Source organism: Micromonospora sp. NPDC005367, assembly GCF_040606825.1.
Classification (GTDB): domain Bacteria; phylum Actinomycetota; class Actinomycetes; order Mycobacteriales; family Micromonosporaceae; genus Micromonospora.
Genome location: NZ_JBEXFP010000020.1, coordinates 85,810 through 107,582, shown reverse-complemented (window position 1 = coordinate 107,582; position 21,773 = coordinate 85,810). Strand labels below are relative to the sequence as shown.

General features: G+C 68.2%; 26 protein-coding genes and 2 pseudogenes. 16 read left to right on the top strand and 12 right to left on the bottom strand.

Annotated features, from left to right (window positions below; translation table 11 throughout):
• Window positions 1-278 precede the first annotated feature (278 nt).
• Window positions 279-824 (top strand): RNA polymerase sigma factor, encoded by a 546-nt coding sequence (locus ABZS42_RS16700; RefSeq protein ID WP_355146081.1) that lies wholly within the window; start codon window positions 279-281, stop codon window positions 822-824.
• The gene (locus ABZS42_RS16695; protein ID WP_355146079.1) at window positions 821-1,771 is read left to right on the top strand and encodes a CU044_5270 family protein; all 951 of its coding nucleotides are present in this window, start codon (window positions 821-823) and stop codon (window positions 1,769-1,771) included. Before ABZS42_RS16700 ends, ABZS42_RS16695 begins: the two co-directional genes overlap by 4 nt.
• A 249-nt stretch (window positions 1,772-2,020) precedes the next feature.
• Here the strand turns inward: ABZS42_RS16695 and ABZS42_RS16690 are convergent, their stop codons facing one another.
• Complete coding sequence (locus ABZS42_RS16690) at window positions 2,021-2,590, bottom strand: helix-turn-helix domain-containing protein (protein ID WP_355146077.1); 570 nt, start codon at window positions 2,588-2,590, stop codon at window positions 2,021-2,023.
• Window positions 2,591-2,691: 101 nt separating this feature from the next.
• Here ABZS42_RS16690 and ABZS42_RS16685 point away from each other — a divergent pair, with 101 nt between their 5' ends.
• The 3 genes from ABZS42_RS16685 (at window position 2,692) to coaD (ending at window position 4,602) form a co-directional block, all read left to right on the top strand.
• Window positions 2,692-3,657 carry a zinc-dependent alcohol dehydrogenase family protein gene (locus ABZS42_RS16685; protein WP_355146075.1) on the top strand — a complete coding sequence of 322 codons (966 nt, stop codon included), beginning with the start codon at window positions 2,692-2,694 and terminating at the stop codon, window positions 3,655-3,657.
• A 109-nt stretch (window positions 3,658-3,766) separates the two neighbouring features.
• Window positions 3,767-4,117: a hypothetical protein gene (locus tag ABZS42_RS16680; RefSeq protein WP_355146073.1), complete on the top strand. Its 351-nt coding sequence runs from the start codon at window positions 3,767-3,769 to the stop codon at window positions 4,115-4,117.
• 80 nt (window positions 4,118-4,197) lie between these two features.
• Window positions 4,198-4,602, top strand: coding sequence for a pantetheine-phosphate adenylyltransferase (coaD, locus tag ABZS42_RS16675; RefSeq protein ID WP_355146071.1), 405 nt, complete (start codon window positions 4,198-4,200; stop codon window positions 4,600-4,602).
• A 63-nt stretch (window positions 4,603-4,665) separates the two neighbouring features.
• Here the strand turns inward: coaD and ABZS42_RS16670 are convergent, their stop codons facing one another.
• On the bottom strand, window positions 4,666-5,043 hold the full coding sequence (locus ABZS42_RS16670; protein WP_355146093.1) for a MerR family transcriptional regulator: 378 nt from the start codon (window positions 5,041-5,043) through the stop codon (window positions 4,666-4,668).
• A gap of 113 nt (window positions 5,044-5,156) precedes the next feature.
• Here ABZS42_RS16670 and ABZS42_RS16665 point away from each other — a divergent pair, with 113 nt between their 5' ends.
• From ABZS42_RS16665 to ABZS42_RS16655, 3 genes are all read left to right on the top strand, one after another.
• A complete protein-coding gene (locus ABZS42_RS16665) occupies window positions 5,157-5,864 on the top strand; it encodes an SDR family oxidoreductase (RefSeq protein WP_355146069.1) in 708 nt (235 codons plus the stop codon).
• A 234-nt stretch (window positions 5,865-6,098) separates the two neighbouring features.
• Complete coding sequence (locus tag ABZS42_RS16660) at window positions 6,099-6,668, top strand: TetR family transcriptional regulator (protein WP_355146067.1); 570 nt, start codon at window positions 6,099-6,101, stop codon at window positions 6,666-6,668.
• 228 nt (window positions 6,669-6,896) lie between these two features.
• Window positions 6,897-7,826 carry an NADP-dependent oxidoreductase gene (locus ABZS42_RS16655; protein WP_355146065.1) on the top strand — a complete coding sequence of 310 codons (930 nt, stop codon included), beginning with the start codon at window positions 6,897-6,899 and terminating at the stop codon, window positions 7,824-7,826.
• A gap of 198 nt (window positions 7,827-8,024) precedes the next feature.
• Here the strand turns inward: ABZS42_RS16655 and ABZS42_RS16650 are convergent, their stop codons facing one another.
• From ABZS42_RS16650 to ABZS42_RS16630, 5 genes and pseudogenes are all read right to left on the bottom strand, one after another.
• Window positions 8,025-8,798 (bottom strand): phosphotransferase, encoded by a 774-nt coding sequence (locus ABZS42_RS16650; protein ID WP_355146063.1) that lies wholly within the window; start codon window positions 8,796-8,798, stop codon window positions 8,025-8,027.
• Between the two features lie 264 nt (window positions 8,799-9,062).
• Entirely contained in the window at window positions 9,063-9,584 is a 522-nt protein-coding gene (locus ABZS42_RS16645; RefSeq protein WP_355146062.1) for a cupin domain-containing protein, read from the bottom strand.
• A 553-nt stretch (window positions 9,585-10,137) separates the two neighbouring features.
• Entirely contained in the window at window positions 10,138-11,043 is a 906-nt protein-coding gene (locus tag ABZS42_RS16640) for a ferritin-like domain-containing protein (protein ID WP_355146061.1), read from the bottom strand.
• A gap of 205 nt (window positions 11,044-11,248) precedes the next feature.
• Window positions 11,249-11,505, bottom strand: a pseudogene (locus tag ABZS42_RS16635) (cbb3-type cytochrome c oxidase subunit I); the annotation flags it as partial.
• 31 nt (window positions 11,506-11,536) lie between these two features.
• Window positions 11,537-11,806, bottom strand: a complete 270-nt coding sequence (locus ABZS42_RS16630; protein ID WP_355146060.1) for a hypothetical protein — start codon at window positions 11,804-11,806, stop codon at window positions 11,537-11,539.
• 537 nt (window positions 11,807-12,343) lie between these two features.
• Here ABZS42_RS16630 and ABZS42_RS16625 point away from each other — a divergent pair.
• From ABZS42_RS16625 to ABZS42_RS16600, 6 genes and pseudogenes are all read left to right on the top strand, one after another.
• Entirely contained in the window at window positions 12,344-12,712 is a 369-nt protein-coding gene (locus tag ABZS42_RS16625; RefSeq protein WP_355146059.1) for a GNAT family N-acetyltransferase, read from the top strand.
• Window positions 12,713-13,067: 355 nt separating this feature from the next.
• Entirely contained in the window at window positions 13,068-13,778 is a 711-nt protein-coding gene (locus ABZS42_RS16620) for a DUF4396 domain-containing protein (RefSeq protein WP_355146058.1), read from the top strand.
• A 346-nt stretch (window positions 13,779-14,124) separates the two neighbouring features.
• A complete protein-coding gene (locus tag ABZS42_RS16615) occupies window positions 14,125-14,721 on the top strand; it encodes a sulfite oxidase-like oxidoreductase (RefSeq protein WP_355146056.1) in 597 nt (198 codons plus the stop codon).
• Window positions 14,691-15,431 carry an FAD-binding oxidoreductase gene (locus tag ABZS42_RS16610; protein ID WP_355146054.1) on the top strand — a complete coding sequence of 247 codons (741 nt, stop codon included), beginning with the start codon at window positions 14,691-14,693 and terminating at the stop codon, window positions 15,429-15,431. Before ABZS42_RS16615 ends, ABZS42_RS16610 begins: the two co-directional genes overlap by 31 nt.
• Before the next feature lie 2 nt (window positions 15,432-15,433).
• Window positions 15,434-15,727 (top strand): DUF6510 family protein, encoded by a 294-nt coding sequence (locus ABZS42_RS16605; protein WP_355146052.1) that lies wholly within the window; start codon window positions 15,434-15,436, stop codon window positions 15,725-15,727.
• 24 nt (window positions 15,728-15,751) lie between these two features.
• Window positions 15,752-16,132 (top strand): annotated as a pseudogene (locus ABZS42_RS16600) (N-acetyltransferase); the annotation flags it as partial.
• A gap of 89 nt (window positions 16,133-16,221) precedes the next feature.
• Here the strand turns inward: ABZS42_RS16600 and ABZS42_RS16595 are convergent.
• From ABZS42_RS16595 to ABZS42_RS16575, 5 genes are all read right to left on the bottom strand, one after another.
• Entirely contained in the window at window positions 16,222-17,166 is a 945-nt protein-coding gene (locus ABZS42_RS16595) for an NADP-dependent oxidoreductase (RefSeq protein ID WP_355146050.1), read from the bottom strand.
• 97 nt (window positions 17,167-17,263) lie between these two features.
• The gene (locus tag ABZS42_RS16590) at window positions 17,264-17,731 is read right to left on the bottom strand and encodes a GNAT family N-acetyltransferase (RefSeq protein WP_355146048.1); all 468 of its coding nucleotides are present in this window, start codon (window positions 17,729-17,731) and stop codon (window positions 17,264-17,266) included.
• 34 nt (window positions 17,732-17,765) lie between these two features.
• Entirely contained in the window at window positions 17,766-18,209 is a 444-nt protein-coding gene (locus ABZS42_RS16585; RefSeq protein ID WP_355146046.1) for a GNAT family N-acetyltransferase, read from the bottom strand.
• 163 nt (window positions 18,210-18,372) lie between these two features.
• Entirely contained in the window at window positions 18,373-19,290 is a 918-nt protein-coding gene (locus ABZS42_RS16580; RefSeq protein ID WP_355146044.1) for an NADP-dependent oxidoreductase, read from the bottom strand.
• Between the two features lie 219 nt (window positions 19,291-19,509).
• Window positions 19,510-20,283: an SDR family oxidoreductase gene (locus ABZS42_RS16575; RefSeq protein WP_355146042.1), complete on the bottom strand. Its 774-nt coding sequence runs from the start codon at window positions 20,281-20,283 to the stop codon at window positions 19,510-19,512.
• A 405-nt stretch (window positions 20,284-20,688) separates the two neighbouring features.
• Between ABZS42_RS16575 and msrB the strand changes: the two genes are divergently transcribed.
• A complete protein-coding gene (gene msrB, locus ABZS42_RS16570; RefSeq protein WP_355146040.1) occupies window positions 20,689-21,168 on the top strand; it encodes a peptide-methionine (R)-S-oxide reductase MsrB in 480 nt (159 codons plus the stop codon).
• A 9-nt stretch (window positions 21,169-21,177) separates the two neighbouring features.
• Window positions 21,178-21,684 carry a peptide-methionine (S)-S-oxide reductase MsrA gene (gene msrA / locus ABZS42_RS16565; protein WP_355146038.1) on the top strand — a complete coding sequence of 169 codons (507 nt, stop codon included), beginning with the start codon at window positions 21,178-21,180 and terminating at the stop codon, window positions 21,682-21,684.
• Window positions 21,685-21,773: the final 89 nt, after the last annotated feature.

The following is a 21,773-nucleotide window of genomic DNA, read 5'->3' as shown; positions in this document are numbered from 1 at the left end:
ACGCCCGTACCCACCGCGCCCTGTTCCTCCACACCCTGATCAAACTGCTGCTGGGGGAGCAGCACCCACCGTCGGAACACGCCGCGCTGGGCACGACCATCAACGGACTTGATCGGTGTAACCGAGGTTTGGCGCAACCTCCCGAACGTCGGCAGCCGGCCTGTGCCGCAGGCACGCGCACCCGGCTCGCTCAGCGAAGAAAAGGAAGCGTCGGTAAGAATCGGCCCGTCGGACGCATTACCTGGTGACGCGACACCTTCACTAAGGAGAAGGAGCCAGTGACGCATGCCGAAGCAAACGAGCGGTTCACCGCCCTCTACCAGGCGCACCACAGTCGGGTATACGCGTACGCGGTGAGCCGGGCGGGACGCAAGCTCGCCGACGACGTGGTCGGGGACACCTTCCTGGTGGCCTGGCGCAGGTTGGACGCCATACCTGCCGCACCACTGCCGTGGCTGCTGGGCGTGGCCCGCAACGCGATACGCGAACGCTACCGCGACGACATCCGCCAGGCGAGCCTCGCCACCGAGCTACGAGCGTGGGTCGCCGAGGCGGACGCCGACATCGCCGACAGCGTCGCCGAACGTGCGGCGATGCTGGCCGCGCTCGCGCGCCTCGGCGAGGACGACCGGGAAGCGCTGACGCTGACGGCCTGGCAGGGCCTGTCCGCCAAGGCCGCCGCCCGCGTCGTCGGCTGCTCGACCGCAACCTTCTTCGTACGCCTGCACCGGGCCCGCAAACGCCTGGAACAGGCCATCTCGGACGCTGCCACCGCGGACCGTCACCGCCCCATCCGCATTCCCGATCAGGAGTACGCCCGATGAGTCACCGTGACACCTTGCAGGCGCTGGCCGATGCCCGCCCGCGTAGCCTCGATCCCACCGGCCAGGCGGACCCCGCGCTGATCATGGCCCATCCCCGGCCGGAATCCACCACCCGCACCGCGGGCCGGCCGGTGCGCCCGCTCGTGATCGCGGGCGCGGTGCCTGTGGTGGCGTTCGCCGCGGTCGGCGCCATCCTGCTGAACAGCGCGTCCGGCCCCGGGACGCGCCCGGCTCAGCCGGCGGCTTCGGCGGCCGCCCCGATCGCCGACGCCGGCGGCCTGCTGCTGGTCGCCGCCGAACACAACGAGTCCGCACCCGCCACCGCAGGCCGCTACTGGGTGGTACGGGCCGAGCACGGCGAAGGCGCCCGGCGCGCGCAGGGCGAGCTGTGGCGGGCCGTCGCCCCGGGACTGCCCTCGGCCGCGTACCTCCGGAATGCGGACGGTGGCTCGTGGACCTCCCGCCCGCTGCAGGGCCACACCGCGGAGGACAACTTCCTCCTCGCCGGGACGCCCCGTACCGCGCGGGAACTGGCCACACTGCCGGCCACCCCTGAGAAGCTCAAGGACACGCTGCTCGCCTGGTACGTCGACACCGACGCCACTGAGGGACGCGACGAGTTTCTGTTCCACGCCGGCGCCGCCCTCGTGCTCGACCTGCCGGTGTCCCCGCAGGTGCGCGCGGCGGCGTACCGGATGCTCGCCGCGATGCCCTCGGTGACGTCGCTGGGCCAGGTGACCGATCAGCTCGGCCGGCCGGGCGTGGCAGTGACAGTCACCCGTCAAGGCGACTTCGGCGAGGGGCAGACCCGCCTGATCGTCGACCCCACGACCGGACAGGCCCGGGCCCAGGAGACCTGGGTCGCGGACAGCCCGGCGAGCTGGACCGCGGTGATCGCCGCGCGATGGTCCGACGACGGTCTGCCGGAGGCGTCCTCGCTGCGGTGACAGCACCGAGAAAGTAGGGCGGTGCGGCCTGACCGGGCCGCACCGCCGCGTCCTTGGTCGGCTGCGGCTGGTCTTTGGCATTGGCCGAAACACGATCTTGTGCCAAGAGGTCAGCCGATATCAGAGCCGACCTGCACTGCTGCCTTCGGTCCTGCCATCAGGAACCTGAATGGGGAACACCCCCACGCCGCTTCTTTCCTGCACGTGCGCGAAACCCGTCCGGGCCACGGGGTACGCGGTGAGTGCCGATCAAGCGCGGAACGCCCGGATCGCGAGCGCGGCGAAGCGGCGGGAGGCAGCAATCCGGGCGTCTGCCGATGCGGCATGCAGGCCGCCGTTCGCCATGAGCACGAGGATGAGATCGTCCAGGACGAAGTCGGGCCGCAGCTGGCCGGTGTCCTTGGCGCGGCGCGCGAGCTCGGCGAGCGAGCCGAGTGTGCGCTCGCGTTCCGCGGCGAGGTCGATGGCGTGGGGGAAGGTCGAGGTGAACGCCGTGGTGATTCCGCGGTTCCGTGCCTGCAGCTCACAGAGCCGCTCGATCACGCGGCAGAAGCCGCGCCACGGATCCGGGTCGGCGAGCTCCTCCTCGGCGATGGTGCGGCACGCATGCATCTGCTCGGTGAAGGCCTCGGCGGCCAGCGCCTGCTTCGTGGGAAAGCGGCGGTACAGGGTGGCGGGTCCGACGCCGGCGCGCCGGGCTATTTCGCGCATCGGCACGTCCATGCCTTCGGCGGCGAATACCGCCCGAGCCGCGTCGAGGATGCGCTCGCGATTGTCCAGGGCGTCCGAGCGCAGCTTGTGAGGCAAATCGTCGGCCACTCTCTCACTATAGCTAAACGGACGCCGGCGTCCGCTACCGTTCCCGGACAGGCAGGGTCGCCTCACAGCGGCTCGGATCCAGCTCAGGAAAAGGGACCACGGTGAAGGCAGTCACGATTGAAGAATTCGGCCGCCCCGAAGGGCTTGCTCTTATCGACATCCCTGGCCCGGCTCCCGCTCCCGGGCAGGTGCTGATCGCCACCGAGGCGATCGGAGTCGCGGGCGTCGACGTCATGATCCGAAGCGGCGCTCTCGCCGCCTACGGCTTTCGGCCGGGACACATCCCAGGCGGCGAGGTCGCGGGTACGGTGACGGCGCTGGGCGACGGCGTCGACTCCGGATGGCTCGGGCAGCGGGTGTGGGCATTCACCGGCACGGGCGGCGGCTACGCCGAGCAGGCCATTGCACCGGTCGCGGAGGTCGTCGCCCTCCCGGCGGGTCTTTCCGCCGTCGACGCCGTAACGCTCGGCAGCGCCGGGGTCGTCGCCCACTTCGGTCTCTCCCACGCTCGTTTCTCCCCGGGGGAGACCGTGCTGGTCCGCGGCGCGGCCGGCAGCATCGGGATCATGGCGGTCCAACTCGCGGCGCGAGGTGGTGCCAGCGCCGTGGCGGTCACCACCTCCTCCCCGGAACGTGGCCGTCGGCTGCGCGAGCTCGGTGCGACCCACGTGCTGGACCGCTCCGGAGATGGAGGGCCGGACGATCCTGCGGGCTACGACGTGATCATCGACGTGGTGGCAGGTCAAGGCATGCCTTCGTTCTTCGACAGGCTCAACTCCAACGGCCGGCTCGTGGTCGTCGGCGCGGTCGGGGGCCAGCCGCCGGCAGACTTCGGCACGAGGTTGATGGCCGCGTTCAAGAAGTCGATGTCCTTCGCCACCTTCAGCGCCGCGACGGTAGCCGAGCCCGCTCGACGCGCCGTGCGGATGGAACAGTTCGCCGCCGCACATCGCGGCGAGCTCCAGACCGTGGTGCACGAGGTGCTGCCGTTGAAGCACGCCGTGACGGCGCACCAGAAGATGGACGCCGGCGAGGTCTTCGGGAGGATCGTGCTGACCCCGAACTGACCAGCATTCGGATCAGCGCGGCATGACGGCTCGGGATGCGTCGTGCAAGCGCCTCAGCTCGGAGCTGTCCGGCGGATCATGGCTGGGCGGGGCTCGGTAGGTTGGCCGCATGCCTGCTGCACTCGTCGTCGGTTACGACCCACAAGCAATACCTGGCATCGACGCGGACGCACTTCGGGCGGCGCTCGATGCGGAGCTGGCCCGGTTCGCTGCGCACGGCATCGACGCGGCGATGACGCTGATCGTGTTCGACGAATCCGCCGAGTCCACTCTCATCGCATCATTGACCAGCCGGCCCTGGGACGTCGTCGTCGTCGGCGGCGGGATCCGTAAGGCCGAGCAACTGCTTCCGCTCTTCGAACAGGTGGTGAACCTGATCCGCCGCCACGCGCCACAGGCCGCCATCGCGTTCAACACCAGTGGCGGGGACAGCGTCGAGGCGGCACAACGATGGCTCTGAACCCCGAGGACCAGCACTCCGCCCACGTCCGCGGGTCGGCAGAGCCAGGTTCGACAGCACGTGCCTCCGGTCGGGTACGCGTGCGAGCCGTCTACCCCGGCAGCTTTGATCCCTTCACCGCCGGGCACTTGAACGTGGTCGAACGGGCACGCGACCTCTTCGACGAAGTGGTCGTGCTCGTCGCGGTCAACAGCGACAAGCATCCGGGCGCGGACGAAGAGCAGCGAGCGGAAGCTGTTCGCGCCATCCTGCCGGTCGACTGGACCTCGGTCACCGTTGCGGCCTGGAGTGGGTTGACCTCCACCTACTGCCGTCGTCATCAGGTAGGAGTGATCGTCCGCGGCGTGCGTAACACCACCGACCTTCGGACCGAGTACCAGCTCGCCGCGATGAACCAGTCGCTGGATGTCCCCACGGTGTTTCTGCCTGCTCTGCCCGAACTGGCCGCGGTGTCTTCGACCGCGGTGCGCATGCTGGGGGAGTGAGCTTCCGTGACGCAACCGGGCGACCGCCATCTTGAGACTGCCGCCTCAGGATCGATTCACGCATTACGCCGATGCGAGACCCACGCGGGTGCACCCGCTCGCCGGGCTTTCGCTGGACGTGATGACCGCGTCGAGTCGCTCCCTGGCCGCGACGAGTTCGGAGATGCGCTGGTCGATGCGGTCCCGTTCGGCGCGTAGCAGGGCGCGGGACGCCGGGGTGTTGACCTTCGCGTCGACGCAGGGCAACAGGTCGAGGATCGTCCTGCTGGACAGGCCGGCGGCGTAGAGCGTCTGAATCAAATGCACCCGGTCGGCGGCGTCGTCCGGGTAGTGGCGTTGCCCGCCGCTGCTGCGCATCGAGGTGAGCAACTGCTGCTCCTCGTAGTAACGCAACGCCCGCACCGACACGCCCGTCCTCGCGGCCAGTTCACCGATCCGCATGGGCATGGCTCCTCTCCCGCCGGTGACCCCGACCACAGCTCTTGCCTCTCACGTCAACGTCAGGTTTTAGCGTAGCTCGCGAACGGACCACCCTTCCTGCCTGGAGGCAAGACATGAAGATCAACGGTGCGGTCGCGCTGGTCACCGGCGCGAACCGGGGCATCGGCCGGCACTTCACGCAACAACTGCTCGAACGCGGCGCGGCGAAGGTCTACGCGACGGCCCGCAACCCGGAGCTGATCGATATCCCCGGCGTGGAGGCCGTCCGGCTCGACATCACCGATCCGGAGCAGGTCGCTGCCGTGGCGGGGATCGCCTCCGATGTCACCCTACTGATCAACAACGCTGGGATCGCCACCTGGACCAACCTGGTCACCGGCGACCTGGCCAACGTCCGGTTGGAAATGGACACCAACTTCTACGGAACGCTCAGCATGGTGCGGGCCTTCGCTCCGGTACTCGCAGGCAACGGCGGCGGCGCCATCCTCAACGTCCTGTCCGCGGCGTCGTGGTTCTCGCACGACGGGGCCAACGCCTACGGCACCGCGAAGGCGGCCGCCTGGAGCCTCACCAACGGCATCCGACTCGAACTGGCCGGCCAGGGCACCCTGGTGACCGGCCTGCATCTGGGTGCCGCCGACACCGAGATGATGGCCAGCTACGACGGAGACAAGGCCGACCCCGCCGATGTCGTCCGTGCCGCTCTCGACGGCATCGAGGCCGACAAGCTGGAGGTCATCGCCGACGAGTGGAGCGCCCACGTCAAGGCGTCGCTGGCCGCCGACCCGAGCACCTTCTACACCGACCTCCGCCGCAGCTGACGACGAGCGCGGGGGCGGGCGTGCGCTGACCGGGGCATCCGGCCGAGCTCGGGATCCCGCCCCCGGCCGTGAGCAGCGCCGGCGGTGCACCAACCACCTTCCAGCCGGCACGGTGGTGGCTGCCGCCCAGTCGCCCCTGGCTGGACGATCGCTGCCGGCCGCCGGGCCTGAGCTCGGCGCCGGGGGACGTACGATGTCTCTGGATGGCGTCACTGCTGAGGCGGACAGGGGATCATGGCGCGTTGGGAACCCGGGGCACAGGCGCGGCTGCAGAGCGCGGCGCTTGAGCTGATCGCGCGGCAGGGGTTCGAGCGGACCACGGCGGCGGAGATCGCGGAAGCCGTCGGGCTGAATCGGCGTACGTTCTTCCGGCATTTTCCCGACAAGCGGGACGTGTTGTTCTCCGGGCAGTCGGAGCTCGAGGCCGCCCTGGTTGCCGGGGTCGAGCAGGCACCGGAGGGTGAGTCGCCGATGGGCCTGGTGGGTCTGGCCCTGGCCCGCGCGGCCGACCTGTTCGTGAACGTGCCACGGGAGCGGGCGCGGGCCAACCAGGCGATCATCGACGCGGAGCCGGCGTTGCGGGAGCGTCAGCGCCAGAAGTACGCCGACCTGGCCGGACGCCTCGGTGAAGCCCTGCGGGACCGGGGGGTCAGCGACCTCGCGGCCATGCTGGCGGCCGAGTCCGCCGCCATCGTCTTCACGCTGGCGTTCGCGCAGTGGCTGGCCGACGGCGAGTCGCGATCCCTGTCGCTGATCATCGCCGAGACCCTCGCGGAGCTGCGCGCGCTCTACGTCCCGCGCTGACGCCATCCCGCCTGACGCCCCTCAGCGACGTCGCAAGGCCCGCGTCTGTGCTTCCTGCGGCCAGCGGGTCAGCGCCCGACGGTCGGGCCGTGAACAGCAAAGACGGCTTTCCGTTGGCAGGTACGGAGACTCGGGAACGTCGTCACCCACCCACGCTGATGTCACTCGGTGACATCGGGGTGCTATGGTTATGCCTCTGAGAGGCATCAGAATGGGGAGGGCGGCACCATGAAGCGCATCCAATATCACGAGTACGGTGGCCCCGAGGTCATGCGGCTCGAGGACTTCGAGCCAGCACTGCCAGGCAAGGGTGAGGTCCTGGTCCGCGTGCGGGCGGCGGCGGTGAACCCAATGGACGCGGGTATCCGCCGAGGCAGGCTGAAGATGGTGACCGGACGGAAGTTCCCGCGCGCCCTCGGGCACGACTTCTCCGGCGTCGTGGAGGCGGTCGGCGAAGGCGTCACCCGGGTCCGCGTCGGCGACGAGGTTCTCGGCGGGGCGAGCATCAAGGGGGCGGGGGCTTTCGCCGAGATGGTCGTCGCCGAGGAGAAAGGTGTCGCGAAGAAGCCGGCGAACATCTCCTGGGAAGAGGCCGCCGCGCTCCCGACGCCCGCGGTCACCGCGTACCAGGCGTTGGTCAACAAGGGCAAGCTGAAGGCCGGCCAGTTCGTCTTCGTCGCCGGGGCTCTCGGCGGGGTCGGCCGGTCCGCCGTCCAGCTCGCCCTGATGATGGGCGCCTCCGTCGGCGGCAGCTGCCGCGGTACCGCCGCCCAGGAGGCACACGACCTCGGCATCTCCCCTATCGTCGAGTTCGATTTCGACCCGGCGAAACTCGCGGGGCGGTTCGACGTCGTCCTCGACGCCTCCGGCAAGCTGCCGCTCACGTCGGCGAAGACGTTGGTGAAGCCCGGCGGTCACATCGTCGACATCCACCCCGCACCCGCCAAATTCGCCCGGGCAGCCCTGCCCGGACCGTACGAGGTGCTGGTCACCAAGGCCGTCCCCGCCGACCTCGAACAAGTCGTCCGGGCCGCCGAGAAGGGGGCCTTGCGGATGCCGATCGCCGGCATCGTGCCGCTCGGCGAGGCGATCCCCGCGCTCACCGAGTTCGAACGCCGAACCGGGCCCAGGCGCGGAAAGCTGATCATAACGACCTGACGACGAGGGCCGTCGAGCTCGACGCCCGGCGGCCCGTACGGGCGGTCTGACCCTGAAGCGGGCCACCTAAATCGGACGATCGGGCCGCCCACGAGCGAGTGCCCCGACGGCGCTGGACAACGGGCAGACCGATCGGCACGGCCGGATCGGACGGCACCGCGACACGCGCAGAACGCTCCGGGAACCCGGGTCGGGGTTTCACATCCGGGATCTCAACACGTCGATCTCGCAGCCGGGCGCGGCGGGGTCGAAGCCGTGCTCCGCCAGCCAGCGGACCGCCAGCAGGCTTCGCAACGACCACCACGCGCGGATCACGTCCAGGTCGACGTCGGTTCCGTAGCCGGCAACGACGTCGCCGAGGTGCTCCTCGTGCCCGAGCGTCAAGCAGGCGAGGTCGTAGAGGGCGTCGCCCTGGCCCGCCTCCGACCAGTCGAGCACGCCGGTGATCTCGTCGTCCTCGACGAACACGTGCGCGATCTGCAGGTCGCCGTGCATGAACACCGGAGTCCACGGCCTCATCGCGGCCTCGGCGACCTGCCGGTTGCGGGTGACCAGGTCAGCGGGGAGGGCGCCGTTGGTGACGAGCCATTTGCACTCAACGTCGAGGCGCAATGCCAACCCGTCGAGGCAGCGACTGCGCCATGGCGGCAGCGGCGCGTCGTGCAGCTTCCGCACGGCGGCGCCGGCCGCGGCCCACGCCGCCGACGATGCGGTCGACGGCTCGCCGAGGCGGCCCAGCGCCTTTCCTGGGAGAGCAGCGAGCGCGAGTACGGGCGGATTGCGCCAGAGGATCTCCGGAGTGGCGATCGGCGCCAACGCCATCGCCTGGACCTCGAACTCGGTGCGGGTCTGATCAGCGTCGACCTTCAGGAACACGTCGCCGACGCGGAGCGTCGCGCGCTCGCGATGGGCGACGACGACCTCGACTTCTTCCACGTCGGCCAGTGTCGCGGAGATGATTACCGGCGTCACCGGAATATTGGCGGTGACCGCGCGGTCGACCGCATGCAGGATGCCGAAGACCGCTCGGCCCGACGGGCGGCGGGCGCTTTCTCACCCCGGTTCTTCCCACGATGCTGTTGCCGCAGCCTGAGGCCCAGGATGATTGGGTAGTTGGTGCGCGGGTGCCGTGAGCTGGGAACATCGCCCGCGCCACCGACGCGCCAACCGCCGCCCCCACGATCCCATCAGCGCCGTGAGGAGCAAGTGCCAAAGAGAGTTGTTCGACGGGACGGTTCACCAGTCCTCGGGAAGCGCCTCCACACCGTGCTTACGGAACAACCCCAGGATTCGCTCGTCGAATCGCTCCGGCCCCCAGGCCTGCACTGCAACACCCGGCTCCGGCTCGTCGCCGCCGTCTAGGAAAAGGTTCTCCGCGCCGCCGGGCGTGTACAGGAAAAGCATTTTCGCGGTGTGTAGGCCGACGTTCTTGAAGCGGTGGCGGATGGTTCGCGGAATGAATACGATGTCGCCCGCACTGGCAGTGAAAATTCGATCGCCATCCAGGAACTCCAGCTCTCCGGAGAGGAGATAGAATGTTTCGTCCTGATCGGCGTGTGTGTGCGCGACCGGGCCGCTCCCGGGCGGAACGCTGGCCTCCACGATACCGATGGATCCGTTGGTGGCGGCCGCCCCCAACCGGACGGTGTACACGTCACCGGAGAACCACTTGGTTTCTCCGGTGTTCGCCGGTACGTGTATTCCGCCCCTCCGGGTGTATCGGGGATCGGACTTCACGTCGCCCAGGTCGATGCTCATGAACAAGCTCCTGCTTTTCTGCCGAATGGATCTGACGGACGATTCGGCGAGAGTGTGCCCATCATGGCCAATCATCCGCTGCTGAAGCTAACACGACAGGTGCGGTTGCAACCACGCTTGGAGCTCGCATTGTTCGAGTGATGAAGGGCACGGATAAATCGTTGAACCAATCGTGCCGGGGCATCAAGGATGTACCCGCGCAACCGCGCTCGCCATCACGGCGATTCGCGCACGGCGCCACCGGCGTTCAGCCGCACAAATAGTGACCAGAAACCTACCCATAGAGGTCCGATGGCCGCCTTCGGTGACCGTCGCACGGTGCGAGCTGGTAGGTACCGCAGCCGCCATTGCGGTGATCTCATGCGTCCTGACCGAAGGACGGGTTGATGCGGGTCAGGTCCTTGGTGCGGTGCTACGTGGAAAATGAAGGTGGCGGTCGGGAAGGCGAGCGTGAGCGAGTCGTTGCTGACGTGTCGAAATCTCGACCTGGCTCTCGACCCGCTCAAGCTCCCTGCTCAGACATCCCTCAAACGCCTATGCAACAGCCCTGGGCTCAGGCCGCCCCGGCGCTCATCACGACTTCGCCGTTCAGGCCGGCCGGGTAGAAGCCACCGGAGGCCGCCGGCGTGGGGCTCAAGTACACGATGTTCAAGACGGACTGGGCCGATCGGCCGTAGCACATCCCGTTCTCATCCGTGGGGATGAAGTTCGGGTCCGCCGCCGTGCCGACACCCTGGTCGTCATCCGCCGGGCCATCAAGACTGTTTCGGGCGTCGGAGAGCTTTTGCACCGAGTCGAATACTGTGTCGTCGGTGAGTCCGACGCTGTAGAGCGCGGATCGTACGATCCCTGCGTGGTAAGCCTCGGTCGCCAGCAGGCCGGCTGCCGCATCAAGGTACGTCTTGTTCGACAACAGTGACGCGGATCCTTTGAAGGCCGAGACTCCGACGTCTTCGAAGAGGAACGCCGCGAACAGGAAGTTGAGGTCGTTGGCGTACGGGTCGAAGCTTTCGCCCTGCTTGATCAGGCCGGCGGCGGTCGCCGCCGCAGTGAAGCTCGTGTCCAGCGAGATCGCGGGACGAGCGACAGCGGCGTTGCCGAGCGCGGATCGCAGAAACGCCACATGCTGCATCTCGTCGGAGGCGATCTCCTTCGCAAACCGCTGCACGAACTTGCTGCTGAAGTTGACTGATCCTCCGCCGGACACCTCGCCGCGTTCCCCGGTACCGGTAGTCATCTCGTCAGGAAGCCCGGATCCCGTCGTGGCACGGAGATAGAACTCGGCTTCGAGATATTCGAGATTGAGTGCGAAGTTGAGGATGGCCGCGTCGCTCGGTGAGCCACCGCCCGCCGGGTCGGCCCTGCACACCCCTGGATCTACCAGGGCGGCGAGCCTTCGCCGGTCCGTTTCGGATTCTGCACTGCGTGACACCGACTCTGTGATGAACCAGTTGTCCATGCTGCCTCCGTTTTGACGCATCCAGGTCCCCTGGCCTGTCCGCGTCCGCCGACCTGATTGGAAGGGGTGGCACTCACGTTAGTTGTGCGAAAGAACCTCAGGAATCTTTTGGGGAAGGCGGTACAGGGTGAGCCGAACTTGGTCTACGCTCCGCGCCAGGTCGGCCGTGCACCAGGCGCGGAGCGCGCCGTCGCGGTTCGCCGGGTGCTGCGGACAGCAGCGGGAAGACCATGATTGCCAGCAGCGCGGTGATGAACATCGCCGAGGTGAACACCTGGCTGAGCGGGACGTACGCGGTCCACCCGAAGTCGGCGGCGCCGCCCGGCCGGACGAACCAGCCGAGAACCAACAGCCCGGCGAGAGGTGCATCCAGTAGGCGAGCGCGTTCAGGTGGGGAAACGCCACATCTGAGGCGCCGATCTGCAACGGCACCAGGAAGTTGCCGAATGCGAACGCCAGCGGCGGTCCCGGCCGCGACTCGAATCCTGTCCAGTCACCGGTACCGGCCGTCGTAGCGGACGCCGCTCCGGGTGTCCGTGAAGCTGACGCCCAGCCGCACTCCGTCCTCGGCGATCCACCGGACCGTGTACGTCGCCCGGTACGTCGGCGGCCAGAATGAGGCGAAGGTCCCGTCACCCGTGACGGACCACTCACCAGCCGACGGTCTGCCCCTCTCGACGTAGGTCGTTCGCCCATCCGTTGTGAACGATTGCGTCGCCCCGTCTTCGAACACGAACTCTGCGGCGGTCAGTGCGGCGACCATGTCGACCGCGCTGACCGGCTGGCCGTCGGCAACGTCCCCACCGGAGGAGGAGATAGGGCCCATCGAACTCTCCTGACGTCGAGAAAAACACTGGTTGTTGCTCCCGCAGGCTAGCCACGAGGGACTAGATCGTCCAATTCGCCGCTCGCTGTCAGGCCCCTCGGCCGCCGGAGCCCATCACCTCCGTCGCGCCTAAGCTGCAGCGGGATGGGGTCGGTGCCATTGAAGGCCCAGCCCGGTGTTGCTCGTCCTGAGGCGGAGAATGGACCGTACTGTTCATGATCTGGGCCACACTTCGCGTCACGGATCTCTGCGGGGTCTGGGTTCGACAGCCCGCGGTGAGCCGTCCCTCGCGTCGCTCGTCCCGGGCCGGTGTTCGCCGGGCGCGCCACGTGAGCGCAATAACGGACTATCTGGTCCACTGTTGTGGTAATCGATCCGCGTACTGCCGGCAGCCGCATGTCATACTTGGACTTCAGGGTCCTAAGCGAGGTTGTCCGATCGCGCAGCGTAACTAGATGTTGGAAGGGTGGGCCGATGAGCAGCGAGGAGCAGGCGCCGGTGGCCGAGGAGCTGATGGACAGCCTCGAACGCGGCCGCTTCGAGCTCTACCGTGACGGCGAACTGGTCGGCTGGCTCTACTACACCCACCTGAAGCCCAACCGGTACGCCCTCCGGCACACCGAAGTCGAGTCGAGTCATCAACACCAGGGCGTGGCGGGCGCGATGGTGGGGCGAGTACTCGACGAGATCCGCGCCCGCGAGGGCACGATCACCGCGATCTGCCCGTTCGTGGTCGACTACCTCTCGCGAACGACCGCCTATGCCGATCTGATCGACGCCCGGCACCCCGGCTACTCCGATCGCGCTGCAGCCGAGTCGGCGCGGGCGAAGGCCGTCGGCTGAGACCGGCGGGCCGTCGAGCCCGCCCCACCTTCGCCTGGACCTGATCAGGCCCATCCCCATCGAGCCCCGGAACGCCCGGACGACGAGTACGGAGATCGCCGGGGCGCCGCATCGCTGAACAGGTGCGTATTCCGCCAGGCGGTGCGCGTCATGACCTGGACCGCGGGATGCCGGTGGTGCGGGCGACGGCGTCGCGCACCAGAAGCCGGCGGCCTCTCCGGGCCGTCCACAACGGACCCATGAGCAAAACTCAGAAAACCCGGCCCCGGGTGGCTTCGTCATTTCATGCTTGCCTCACGCGCCCGCACCCGCGCCGGCGCTACGTCGTGACCTCGTGCAGCTGAAGGGGGCAGCGATGCAACTCACGTTGCTGGAGCTGCTGTCATGGATCGCGGTCGGTGTGGGGCTGGCCAGCTCGGCCTTGATCGTCGTCGACACCCGCGTCCTCGGGTACCGCCAGCCGATCAAGGTCTTGGACCTTGTCTGGGCCGTGACCGGCGTCTACCTTGGCCCGGCCGGCGTCGCGGCGTACCGCCGTTGGGCGCGGCCGCAGTCGCGGCGATGGCAGCAGCGACACGGCAGGCCGCGGACACGGCCACGGCAGATAGCCATTCTGACCGGGCTTTGTCACTGCGGCGCCCACTGCGTTCTCGGCGTGATCCTCGGTGAGCTGGTGGTATCTTTCAGTGGCGTCCGCGTGGGGGGTGAGACGCTGTGGGCCAACTACGTCAGTGACTATTCAGGGGCGCTTGTCGTAGGTGTCACGTTCCGATATTTCACCTCGGTGCGCAGGGGCCGACGAAGGCTGCGGGACGCGGTGGTGAATGTCGCCAAGGCCGATCTGCTCGGTGTGACGGCCTTCGAGATAGCTCTGTTCATCTGGTTGGCGATCGCGCATCATTTCAGTGGCTCGGAGCCGGCAACGGATCCGTCGAGCCCGGTGTTCTGGTTCTTCATCCAAATCGGGCTGGCGGCTGGTTTCGTCGTCGCATGGCCCGGAATCGCCTGGTTGGTCCGTCGTGGAGTCAAGATGATGCCTGATCACGGACCAAGCCCTGCGCGATAGTCGGGCGCGAGCCTCGAACATGGACTCACCGGTCCGCTTATGATTTCCCGGCAGGGGTATTCGCCGATAGCGCGCACCGCAATCCCGAGGGGGACGCTGCTGCTGCTCAGGACACCGATGGCCGGCGAGGTTTGCCCACCGACACCATGCCAGCCTATGCTGGACGCGGTAGTCCAGTTGACGCATGCAGGGTCGTGGGGGATAACGTTCCCACCGCAGAAATCTCATCACCGGGGCACTCGCTGACCATGACGTCATGGGCGGGCGCCACATCGACTTCCACCGGCGGAGTGGAAGCACGGGTGGTAGTGGGATCGCGGACGCCCTGCCACATGGGGAGAGGTACATGGCATTGATCACACGCGGCTTCGGCGGCCGCAGACGCGACGACACCAACCTCCCGCCCGGCCAGTACCGTACGGAGGACTTCCCGGTGCTGTCGGCGGGACCGACGCCGCGCATCAGCCTCGACGAGTGGGAGCTCGCTGTAATCACCGAGACCGGCGAGCGCAGCACGTGGTCATGGGCGGATTTCACCGCCCTTCCCGCCGACGAGCCGACCGTGGACATCCACTGCGTCACGCACTGGTCGAAGTTCGGCACGAGCTGGCGAGGCGTCTCGCTGGACACCTTGCTGGCCGATGTCGAGACCGCGGCCGAGTACGTCGTGGCCCACTCCTACGGCGGCTACACCACGAACATCCCGATCGAGGACCTGCTCGACGGCCAGGCCTGGGTGGCGTACGAGTTCGACGGTGAGCCGCTGGTTCCGGTGCACGGCGGGCCGGCTCGTCTCCTCGTCCCACACCTGTACTTCTGGAAGAGCGCGAAATGGCTGCGCGCTCTGGAACTACGTCTCGACGATGAACCCGGGTTCTGGGAGACGGCCGGCTACCACAACTACGGTGACCCATGGCGCGAGCAGCGATACCAGGCAGACTGATCTGGCAGCCGGCGACCGTCGCCGCCACCCGGGCGGAGACCGCGACGGCCCGGACCCTGGTCCTCGACGTCGACGGTTGGACAGGTCACACGCCGGGCCAGCACATCGACCTCCGGTTGACGGCTCCCGACGGCTACACGGCCCACCGCAGCTACTCGATCTCGTCTGCGTCAGCGCCCGGCCGGTTCGAGGTGACCGTCCAGGCGGTGACCGACGGCGAGGTCTCGCCGTACCTCGTCGACGTCGCGGAGCCGGGTGACCGACTCGAGATCCGTGGACCGCTCGGCGGTTGGTTCGTACGCAGACCTGCCGATCCGCGCCCGGCGTTGCTGATCGGCGGCGGGTCCGGCGTGGCGCCGCTGATGTCGATGGTGCGTGCGGCGACCTATCCCAGCAGGCTGCTCTACTCGACCCGGTCTCCGTCCGAGGCGCTGTACACCGAGGAGCTTGCAGCTGCCCGAGCCGCGGACGATGGGCGCCTCGACGTCACGTACGTCTATACCCGGGTCGCGCCTCCCGGCTGGCCGGTCCCACCCGGACGACTGGACGCGGACGCCCTCGCCCGTGTCGCCTGGCCCCGCGATGCCGACGCCGTGGCGTTCGTCTGCGGGCCTACCGGATTCGTCGAGACCGTCGCCGACCTCCTCGTCGGCATCGGCCACGATCCCGCGAACATCCGCACCGAACGTTTCGGACCCACTGGAGGATGACCATGTCGACCACCAACATCGGAGCCGACGACGCGCCCTGGGTGGACGGTAACGCCCTCGCCGGGCCCCTCGGCGAGGTCATGGGGACCGACCTCACCGTTGCCGAGCTCACCTGCGCCGGGTGCCGGACGACCCGTCCGCTGGCCGCGATGCGCGTATTCAACCGAGCCCCCGGCCTCGTCGCCCGCTGTCCCGGCTGCGAGGACGTCGTCATGCGCGTGGTGCGCAGTGCCGGCCGGGTCCTGGTAGACCTGCGTGGATCGCTTCTTCTCAGCCTCCCGGTGCCGACTGCCTGAACAGGGAGGGTGTTCGAGAAGGCCATGCCCTACCGCGCCGTCAAGGCGACGGGCGAGCCTTCTCGAACACGAGATGGCGGGCAGCGCCGAAGACATGATCACGTTGACCGGTGCCGAGAAGGATCTGCACGACACGAACCCGTCGGACGCCCACGCGCCCGACGGGGAGACTTCGTCAGCACCGACAACGGCGCGCTCGGCATCTACGAGGCCGCGGTAGGGGCCGGACAGTCGCTGGGCTCGTTTACAGCAAGGTCGGCGGCTGCGTCATATTCGGCGACGTCGGTGTTCCCCGAGTTCCGGGGCAGGGGAGTGGCCGGCAGGCTCATCGGCGGCGTCCTCGATGAGCTGCGCGTGCAGGGAAAGACCGTCACCGTCACGTGTCCGTTCGCGACGGCATTCGTCAATGCTCATCCGGTACGAGTCGCCCGGCCTGTTCCCGCAGTTCACGCTGATCCGCGGGACAGGCCGGGCGACTCGTCGTCCCCGGGTCCTCACGGACGAACGCGGATGACCGTCTTCCCCCAGGTCCGCTGGGTCGGGTTGAAGGCGGCGACGGCGTCGTCGAGGGCCGCGACGGTTCCGATGTTCGTGCGCAGGCGTCCCTCCCGGACCAGCCGGGCGATCTCCTCCAGCTGGGCGCGGTCGGACACGACGACGAAGTCGATCGCCAGGCCGTCCATCGGCCTCGCCTCCGGCGGCCCGGTGACGGTCACCAGCGTTCCGCCGGCTCGAACCAGACGTGCGGACCGCTTCTGGATGTCGCCGCCGATGACGTCGAAAACCAGATCCACGCCGCCGACGTCTTCGAGGGTGTCGTTGTCGAGATCGACGTACTCGTGTGCGCCGAAGTCGGCCGCGGTCTGCCGGCCCCCGGCACGCCCGGTGCCGATGACGTGGGCGCCGGCGTGACGGGCGAGCTGCGTCGCCATCGAACCGACGGCGCCGGCGGCGCCGTGCACCAGTACGCTCTGCCCCTCCCGGAGGCGGCCGTGATCGAACAGTCCTTGCCAGGCGGTCAGGCCTGCCATCGCGATGCCGGCGCCCACCGTGAAGTCGATGTCGCCGGGCAGCGGCGCAAGGTTGCGCGCCTCGACGACGACGTACTCCGCAAGCGTGCCGTCGCGAGTCCACTCGGTAAGGCCGAACACCCGCTGCCCCACCGACAACCCCGTCGCGCCATAGCTGAGCGCGCTGACCACCCCGGCCACCTCGTGGCCGGGGATCGACGGCGTCCGGTCGAGGCCGCGCCGATCGACCCAGGTCGAGGGCCACTCCAGCTCGTTGCCGGTGAATCCCGAGGCATGAACTTCAACGACGACATCGCCGTAGTTGGCGCCCTCGAGACTGGCGAGCATCGCCACGTCCGGCTCGGGCCGCTCCACCAGCGTCATCCCTGCCGTTCCCGCGGACCGGTCCGTCACCACGATCGCTTTCATCCAGACACTCCTCCGCCTCAGTCCTCGCCGGTCCCCGTTGCTGGTCTCCGCTCAGCGCTGCCGGTCCCGGACCGACGGACGCCTGAACGCCGGACGGCTACCTCACGTCGTTCTCGAACGCGGTGAGCTCCTCGTCGTCGCCACCGTCAGCGGTCTTCGGCGGGGGATAGGCGCCAGCGCCGGGATGGACCTTGTCGATGAGATCGAGGTATTCCGGGTTGCGGGCGATGAACCTACCCACGACCGGGCAGATGACGGTGATCTTCTTCCCGCTCTCGCGGATCTCGTTCAGCACACGGGCGACGAGCTCCGTGGCCACCCGGTTGTGCCGGTAGGCGGGGTCGACCCAGGTCGTCAGCAGTACGACACGGCCGCCCACGAACCGATACTGGAGTTCGGCGATCGCTTCGGCGCCGAGGGCGGCGATCCAGCGACCGTGCTCCGCGTCGTTGATGACATCGAGCACCCAGCTGGATTCCACCTCGCTGGGACTCGTCTCGTCCAAAGCGGCGATGAGCGCGGCGTTGTTCTCTTCCCGGGCGGCTGCCTCGAGATCGATCGTCATTGTCACACTTTCTGCCGAGGAGCTGATAGGGAGTTCAGGACGAATGGGTGCGACGCTGGGTTACTCCCGGGTGCTTGGCGTCGATGAGGTCGGCGTACTCGGGGTTGTGCTCGATGAAGGTGCGCACGATCGGGCACAGGATGGTGACCGTCTTTCCTTGCGTGCGCGCGTCGTCCAGGACGTGCCGGATCAGTTCGGTGGCGATGCCCTGCTTGCGAAACTCGGGCAACACCGAGGTGCCCAGCAGCACGAGTCGATTGTCTCCGGTGACGCTGTAGGTCACCCCGGCCACCTCTCGGTCCCCGACGATGGCGTCGTAGGTGCCGAGATTCTCGTCGTTGACGACCCGGAAGTCGAACGCGGTGGGGGGCGACGCCTCGACCACCTCGTCGATGAGGACGACCTGGTCCTCGCTGAGGGTGACGGTCTCGTCGGGGCGCTGGACGGCGTGGCCCACCGGCCCGCTCGGGTCGGTCATGAGGCTGCGCTCTCGTTGCTGGTCATCGGATCACTCCCGGATCGTGGCTGTAGTCGTGCTCGCCCAGTGGCAGCTCGTCGGCCGGAGGTGAAGATCCGACCGTCGACGTACGTCTCGCTCCTGCGAGGGGCGTTCTCGTGCTCTGTGGTGTGGTGCCGTGTCCTCACGGACGAACGCGGATGATCGTCTTCCCCATGATCCGCTCGGTCGGGTTGAAGGCGGCGACGGCGTCGTCGAGAGTCGCGACATTGCCGATGACCGTCCGCAGCCGCCCGTCCCGCACCCGCCGGACGATCTCGCCGAGTTGGGCGCGATCGGGCACGACGACGAAGTCGATCGCCAGGCCGTCTACGGGGCGCGCCTCTGGCGGCCCGGCGATGGTCACCAGCGTTCCTCCGGTCCGGGTCAGGTCCGCCGACCGCTTCCCGATGTCGCCGCCGATGACGTCGAACACCAGGTCGACAGCGCCGACCTCCTCCAGGGCGTCGTTCTCGAGGTCGACGAACTCCTGCGCGCCGAAGTCGAGCGCCGCCTGACGGTCGGCAGCGCGTCCGGTACCGATGACGTAGGCGCCGGCCTCGCGTGCCAGCTGCGTCACCAGGGATCCGACTCCGCCGGCCGCGCCGTGCACGAGGACGCTCTGCCCCGCCTGGAGGCGGCCGTGCTCGAACAGACCCTGCCAGGCGGTCAGGCCCGAGATCGGCAGGCTCGCGCCCACCGTGAAGTCGACGTCGCCGGGCAGCGGGGCGAGGTTACGCGCCTCGACGGCCACGTACTCCGCCAAAGTGCCGTCGCGAGTCCAGTCCGTGAGGCCGAACACCCGCTGTCCCACCGACAGCCCCGTCGTGCCGTAGCCGAGCGCGCTGACCACTCCGGACAACTCGTGCCCCGGGATCGACGGCGTCCGGTCACGGCCGAGTCGGTCAGCCCAGGTCGAGGGCCAGGTCAGCTCACCCGGGGTGAATCCCGACGCGTGGACCTGGACGACGACGTCGTTCAGCGCCGGTGTCGGCTCGGGCCGCTCCACCAGCGCCATCCCTGCCGTTCCGGCGGTCTGGTCCGTCACTACGATCGCCTTCATCGGGCGCCTCCCTGTATTCAGGTCCTGGGCTGCACTGTCACGAGGTGCAGGTCTCGTGCATCAGCGTCACGCCGCGCACGGCCCGCGGTGTCTCAGCACGTCGACCGGTAGCGGTCGCGGCACGGGGTGTCGGGGCACGAGCGCGGCCCTCGAGGTCGTCGAGATGGCGCCGGCGGAGCCGAGGCCCCGCCGGCGCCATCCCGACGTCACGTCTTCAGGTCAGTTGCGGCCGGCCATGATGCCGCCGTCGACGTCGACGATTGCGCCGGTCATCCAGCTCGCCTCGTCCGACAGCAGGAACGAGACCGCGTTCGCGATGTCCTGCGGGCTGCCGACACGCCCCAGCGGGTGGAAGCTGTCGAAGCTGTCGACGGTCTCATCGAGCTTGTCCGCCGGGACGAAGCCCAGGTACAGGGGCGTCTTCACGACCGCGGGCGCGACCGCGTTGACCCGGATGCTGTGCGGCGCGAGCTCGATCGCGAGGGCCTTGGTGAACGAGTGCAGGCCGCCCTTCTGCACCGAGTAGCCGGTGTGCGGCGTCGCCGCGATGCCCTGGTGTGCCCACATCGAGCCGATGTTGACGATGGCGCCGCCCCGGCCCCCGGCGACCATGCCCGCGACTACGGTCTGCGTGATGAAGAACAGCGCACGGTTCAGCTCGTTGTACGAGTCGTAGAAGGCTTCGTCGTACTCGCTGAACGGCTTGGGGATGAAGAAGCCCGCGGCGTTGACGAGCAGCGTGGCGTCGGCGTGCTCGGCGGCGAGCTGCTTTCGGAGCTCGGGCACCTGGTCGCGGTCGGTCAGCTCGGCCGTGATGCCCCAGGCCTTTCCGTGCTGCGACAAGGCCTCGACCGCGGCCTCGACCTTGTTCCGGTCACGGCCCGTGATCACGGCGGTGCCGCCCCCGGCGACGACCTGGTGGGCCGTGGCCAGGCCCATGCCGCTGCTGCCGCCGATGACCACGACCTTACGGCCCTCGAAACTCTTACTCATACCAATTAGTCCTTCCCCACCGATTCGCGTTCTTTGTCGGCGGCACCCGATTCCCCGGGTGGCGCGACGTCCGTTAGAACTCGGCGCCGGTGGGCACGCGGGCAGTTCGTCGCCAGCGGAGGCACCGAGTCGGACGTCCCGAAACTAGCCGCGCGTTAACTGGTCGGTCAAGTCCAGTCCGGAGATCAGGAGGATGCTACTGTGGATTCGAGGCGGCCCAGGCTGTACACCGTAACAGCAGCGCTCATCCGGCCATCGCCGAGCACATTCCCGGGACTTGATGGTCCATAAGAGATGCGGTCTGCGGGAATATCAGCAGCCCGCAAGGCGTCTGTATGTATGCGTGTCCAGGTGCGTCTCGCCTGGTTCCTCAGCTTTGCGCCGAAAGGCCGGGAAGGGAGAGCTGTGTCCCAGCACACCCAGTACCACAAGAGCCCGGAGGCGGTCTCGCGGCTCGACCCGGAGCAGTACCGGGTCACCCAGCAGGACGGCACCGAGCGTCCGTTCGCCAACGCCTACTGGGACAACCACGAGCCCGGCATCTACGTCGACGTCGTGTCCGGCGAGCCGCTGTTCGCATCGGTCGACAAGTACGACAGCAGGTCCGGCTGGCCGAGCTTCACGAAGCCGATCGACAGGACGAACGTTGTCGAGCGCGAGGACTCGAGCCACGGGATGATCCGGGTTGAGGCCCGTTCGATGCACGGGGACAGTCACCTCGGTCACATCTTCGACGACGGTCCCCGCGACAAGGGCGGACTGCGGTACTGCATCAACTCCGCGTCGTTGCGGTTCATCCACCTCGATGACCTGGAGAACGCAGGGTACGGCGAATACCGCACCCTGTTCACGAGTGACACCAACCCTGACACCGACGACAAGTAAGGAGACGACGTGAGCACCGAGAAGGCGATCCTCGCCGGAGGCTGTTTCTGGGGCATGGAGGAGTTGTTCCGCCACCAGCCTGGCGTCGTGTCCACGCGCGTCGGCTACAGCGGCGGCGACGTCCCGAACGCCACGTACCGCAACCACGGCACCCACGCGGAGTCCATCGAGGTCATCTACGACACCGAGAAGACCGACTTCCGCGCGCTGCTCGAGTTCTTCTTCCAGATCCACGACCCGTCGACGAAGAACCGCCAGGGCAACGACATCGGCGTCAGCTACCGCTCGGCGATCTTCTACACCAACGACGAGCAGAAGCGGGTCGCCGAGGACACGATCGCCGACGTCGACGCCTCGGGCCTGTGGCCCGGCAAGGTCGTCACCGAGGTCACCCCGGCAGGCGACTTCTGGGAGGCTGAGCCCGAGCACCAGAACTACCTGCAGACCTACCCCAACGGTTACACCTGCCACTTCCCCCGCCCGGGGTGGAAGCTCCCGAAGCGGGCGACGGCCTGACATTTCCGGCGCGCGGCCGGGTCGGTCGGGCCGGACCTTCTCGTGAAGGCACCCGACCCTCGGGCCGGCCAGCACCACCGCGGCCCGGC

Bases quoted from the DNA above. Each gene is read 5' to 3' on its own strand.
- ABZS42_RS16640 (WP_355146061.1), bottom strand. From the start codon at position 11,043: ATGGACAACTGGTTCATCACAGAGTCGGTGTCACGCAGTGCAGAATCC.
- ABZS42_RS16575 (WP_355146042.1), bottom strand. From the start codon at position 20,283: ATGAGTAAGAGTTTCGAGGGCCGTAAGGTCGTGGTCATCGGCGGCAGC.
- ABZS42_RS16630 (WP_355146060.1), bottom strand. From the start codon at position 11,806: ATGGTCGCCGCACTGACCGCCGCAGAGTTCGTGTTCGAAGACGGGGCG.
- ABZS42_RS16695 (WP_355146079.1), top strand. From the start codon at position 821: ATGAGTCACCGTGACACCTTGCAGGCGCTGGCCGATGCCCGCCCGCGT.
- ABZS42_RS16645 (WP_355146062.1), bottom strand. From the start codon at position 9,584: ATGAGCATCGACCTGGGCGACGTGAAGTCCGATCCCCGATACACCCGG.
- ABZS42_RS16585 (WP_355146046.1), bottom strand. From the start codon at position 18,209: ATGACCGACCCGAGCGGGCCGGTGGGCCACGCCGTCCAGCGCCCCGAC.
- ABZS42_RS16595 (WP_355146050.1), bottom strand. From the start codon at position 17,166: ATGAAAGCGATCGTGGTGACGGACCGGTCCGCGGGAACGGCAGGGATG.
- ABZS42_RS16660 (WP_355146067.1), top strand. From the start codon at position 6,099: ATGGCGCGTTGGGAACCCGGGGCACAGGCGCGGCTGCAGAGCGCGGCG.
- ABZS42_RS16580 (WP_355146044.1), bottom strand. From the start codon at position 19,290: ATGAAGGCGATCGTAGTGACGGACCAGACCGCCGGAACGGCAGGGATG.
- ABZS42_RS16665 (WP_355146069.1), top strand. From the start codon at position 5,157: ATGAAGATCAACGGTGCGGTCGCGCTGGTCACCGGCGCGAACCGGGGC.
- ABZS42_RS16615 (WP_355146056.1), top strand. From the start codon at position 14,125: ATGGCATTGATCACACGCGGCTTCGGCGGCCGCAGACGCGACGACACC.
- ABZS42_RS16590 (WP_355146048.1), bottom strand. From the start codon at position 17,731: ATGACGATCGATCTCGAGGCAGCCGCCCGGGAAGAGAACAACGCCGCG.
- ABZS42_RS16670 (WP_355146093.1), bottom strand. From the start codon at position 5,043: ATGCGGATCGGTGAACTGGCCGCGAGGACGGGCGTGTCGGTGCGGGCG.
- ABZS42_RS16680 (WP_355146073.1), top strand. From the start codon at position 3,767: ATGCCTGCTGCACTCGTCGTCGGTTACGACCCACAAGCAATACCTGGC.
- ABZS42_RS16620 (WP_355146058.1), top strand. From the start codon at position 13,068: ATGCAACTCACGTTGCTGGAGCTGCTGTCATGGATCGCGGTCGGTGTG.
- ABZS42_RS16655 (WP_355146065.1), top strand. From the start codon at position 6,897: ATGAAGCGCATCCAATATCACGAGTACGGTGGCCCCGAGGTCATGCGG.
- ABZS42_RS16605 (WP_355146052.1), top strand. From the start codon at position 15,434: ATGTCGACCACCAACATCGGAGCCGACGACGCGCCCTGGGTGGACGGT.
- ABZS42_RS16625 (WP_355146059.1), top strand. From the start codon at position 12,344: ATGAGCAGCGAGGAGCAGGCGCCGGTGGCCGAGGAGCTGATGGACAGC.
- ABZS42_RS16610 (WP_355146054.1), top strand. From the start codon at position 14,691: ATGGCGCGAGCAGCGATACCAGGCAGACTGATCTGGCAGCCGGCGACC.